Origin of the sequence: Pantoea sp. CTOTU50773, assembly GCF_032082325.1 — a bacterium.
In the GTDB taxonomy this organism is placed as follows: Bacteria; Pseudomonadota; Gammaproteobacteria; order Enterobacterales; family Enterobacteriaceae; genus Pantoea; species Pantoea communis.
Window position 1 is genome coordinate 1 of record NZ_DAMDQC010000264.1, and the last position, 2,509, is coordinate 2,509.

Here is a 2,509-nt window from a genome sequence, read left to right on the forward strand (position 1 = left end):
CGACGACGTGGCATGGAAATACTCCGTTGTTAATTCAGGATTGTCCAAAACTCTACGAGTTTATTTTGACATTAAAGTGAAAATGTTTGGCCTTACTTAACGGAGAACCATTAAGCCTTTGGCTTCTTCACGCCGTACTTGGAGCGTGACTGCTTACGGTCTTTAACACCTGAGCAGTCAAGCGCGCCGCGAACGGTGTGGTAACGCACACCTGGCAAGTCTTTAACACGACCGCCACGAATCAGGATCACTGAGTGTTCCTGGAGGTTATGACCTTCACCGCCGATGTAGGAGGTAACTTCAAAACCGTTAGTCAAACGCACACGGCAAACTTTACGCAGTGCTGAGTTTGGTTTTTTAGGGGTAGTGGTGTACACACGAGTACAAACACCACGTTTCTGCGGGCAAGCTTCCAGCGCAGGCACGTTGCTCTTTGCAACTTTGCGTACGCGTGGTTTGCGAACCAGCTGGTTAACTGTTGCCATTAAATAGCTCCTGGGATTTAGCTTTTTGCTTCGTAAACACGTAATAAATCGCCTCGTATTACTACGAGGAGGCAGAATTTTAGGGCTGTGTCAAAAGGGTGTCAAGAAATAACCAGGTTTTCCTTGCTACCAGGCCACTTGTTGTTGGTGCTTCACCGTCATCGCAACGAAACCAGTATAGTCCAAACGTGCTACTTTGGTCGAAATTTGCTCAACCAACCCACGCGCGACCACATCTTCCTCAAGAACCCAAAGCGCGGCCGGAGAGGCTTGCAGCTTGATGAACATCTGGCTGCCCTCAAGCGCGGCCGTGACGCCATCCTGCATTAGCAGCAAGTCGTCGCCCTTCTGCATCAGCAGTAACAGGCTATCGATATCGCATTGCCAGGGTGATTGCAGCAGCGTGTAGAGCATGTTGGATTCTCAGAAACGAAGGATTCGATGATAAGTGGCGAGTTTCTGGCGCAGTGTCGCGGCATCCAGCACTTCAGCCGTCATCACGCGTTCAGCCGTCAAGCTTTGCCCGCGCGCATCAAGTGACTCTCGGCAGGCGAAACACTGGTCGATGTCGTAGAGATCGAGCACGCCGAACGTCGCGATATAGTTGCGAGCCAAAATCTGCTCAGGCTGCTGTGCGCGTTGCAGTTGCAGTACGCCATCGCCAATAAAGAACAGTCCAATGTCTTCGCTGAGCGCGCCAGTGGCCAGCACCGCATCCAGCCCTTCCCTGCCCGCGCTGCTGCCGTGGGGTGCCTGAGTGAAAAGAAATGCCACACGATTCATCAGAATTGCACCAAACGATCACAGCTCAACGCGGCTTCTGCCAGCGCACCTAAGCCGCTCAGTTTAAAACCAGGCTGCAAATTACTGCCCACCAGTTGCAAGCGCGTCGCTTCCTGCTCATCCGTCACGCCACGGCGCAATGCGGCAGCCACGCAAATATTTAGCGCGGCACCACTCTCTTCGCGCAGTTGCTGCCATGCGCGCACCACATCGACTTCATCGCTGGCAGGTGAAGTGAGCTGATTGGCATTCAGCACGCCTTCTCTATAAAAGAAAACACTTTCCAACTGGTGCCCTGCTTTGAGCAACGCACGAGCAAACAGCAATGCACTACTGGCATTCTGCGTACCGTACGCTGGCCCCGTTACCAGCAAGGTATAGCGCATTAGCGATCCTGCCCCTGGAAGTCTCCACTTTTGAACTGGCGGATGTAGAGATAAACCGTGTGTTTGGAAATATTGAGACGATCGGCCACCTGGTTAATCGCATCCTTGATATCAAAAATTCCCTTCTCGTACAGGTTGAGCACAATCTGGCGATTCTTGGCGTTGTTCGACACATTGCGGTCGTTGCTCACTTCCTCAATGGTAAATTCCAGCGTTTGCATCACCAGGTCTTCGACTGAGCTGGCAAAGTTGACGTTGGAATCTACCTGCTGCATTTCCGGCGGCATAAAGGTCGACATAATCTGCGAGAACGGCACATCAAGGTTCATGTTAATACACAGCAGGCCAATCACGCGCTGCTGACGATTGCGAATCGCGATGGTGACCGATTTCATCAGCACGCCGCTCTTAGCGCGCGTGAAGTAAGCACGGGACACATTGCTGTCAGCGCCATGCATATCGTGCAGCATGCGCAGTGCCAAATCGGTAATCGGCGAGCCCACTTTACGGCCGGTATGTTCACCGTTGGCGATGCGCACGGCGGAGCATTTCAAATCTTCCAGTGAGTGCAGCACGATTTCGCAGTGCGAGCCGATCAGCATCGCGAGGCCATCAACGACGGCTTCGTAAGATTTGAGAATATCGTAATCGGCTTGCTCAAACGGACGTTGCTCCAGTAAATCGAAGTCAGTCAGTTCACCGGGATTGAATGGATTAGACATCGAAGACATTACCCTAAATGGCTGGAGCCTGTCATAGCGCTGCAGGGCAGACTCAATACCTGGATAGTTTTACAGCCGCTAGTCTGGCAAATGTCGTTCGCTTATGCCAGAGCTTTGTTTGGGGGAGAAAACG

The 2,509-nt window shown here is 52.2% G+C and carries 5 protein-coding genes; all 5 read right to left on the minus strand.

Annotated elements, in window-relative coordinates:
* Positions 1-110: 110 nt before the first annotated feature.
* Positions 111-485: a 30S ribosomal protein S12 gene (rpsL, locus tag RT340_RS22530; protein WP_006120575.1), complete on the minus strand. Its 375-nt coding sequence runs from the start codon at positions 483-485 to the stop codon at positions 111-113.
* Between the two features lie 126 nt (positions 486-611).
* Positions 612-899, minus strand: coding sequence for a sulfurtransferase complex subunit TusB (gene tusB, locus RT340_RS22535; protein ID WP_211729249.1), 288 nt, complete (start codon positions 897-899; stop codon positions 612-614).
* A 9-nt stretch (positions 900-908) separates the two neighbouring features.
* Complete coding sequence (gene tusC, locus RT340_RS22540; RefSeq protein WP_034830771.1) at positions 909-1,268, minus strand: sulfurtransferase complex subunit TusC; 360 nt, start codon at positions 1,266-1,268, stop codon at positions 909-911.
* Entirely contained in the window at positions 1,268-1,654 is a 387-nt protein-coding gene (tusD, locus tag RT340_RS22545; RefSeq protein WP_160834688.1) for a sulfurtransferase complex subunit TusD, read from the minus strand. Before tusD ends, tusC begins: the two co-directional genes overlap by 1 nt.
* Complete coding sequence (locus RT340_RS22550) at positions 1,654-2,376, minus strand: transcriptional regulator (RefSeq protein WP_034830776.1); 723 nt, start codon at positions 2,374-2,376, stop codon at positions 1,654-1,656. The genes tusD and RT340_RS22550 overlap by 1 nt, the downstream gene beginning before the upstream one ends.
* Between the last annotated feature and the right edge of the window lie 133 nt (positions 2,377-2,509).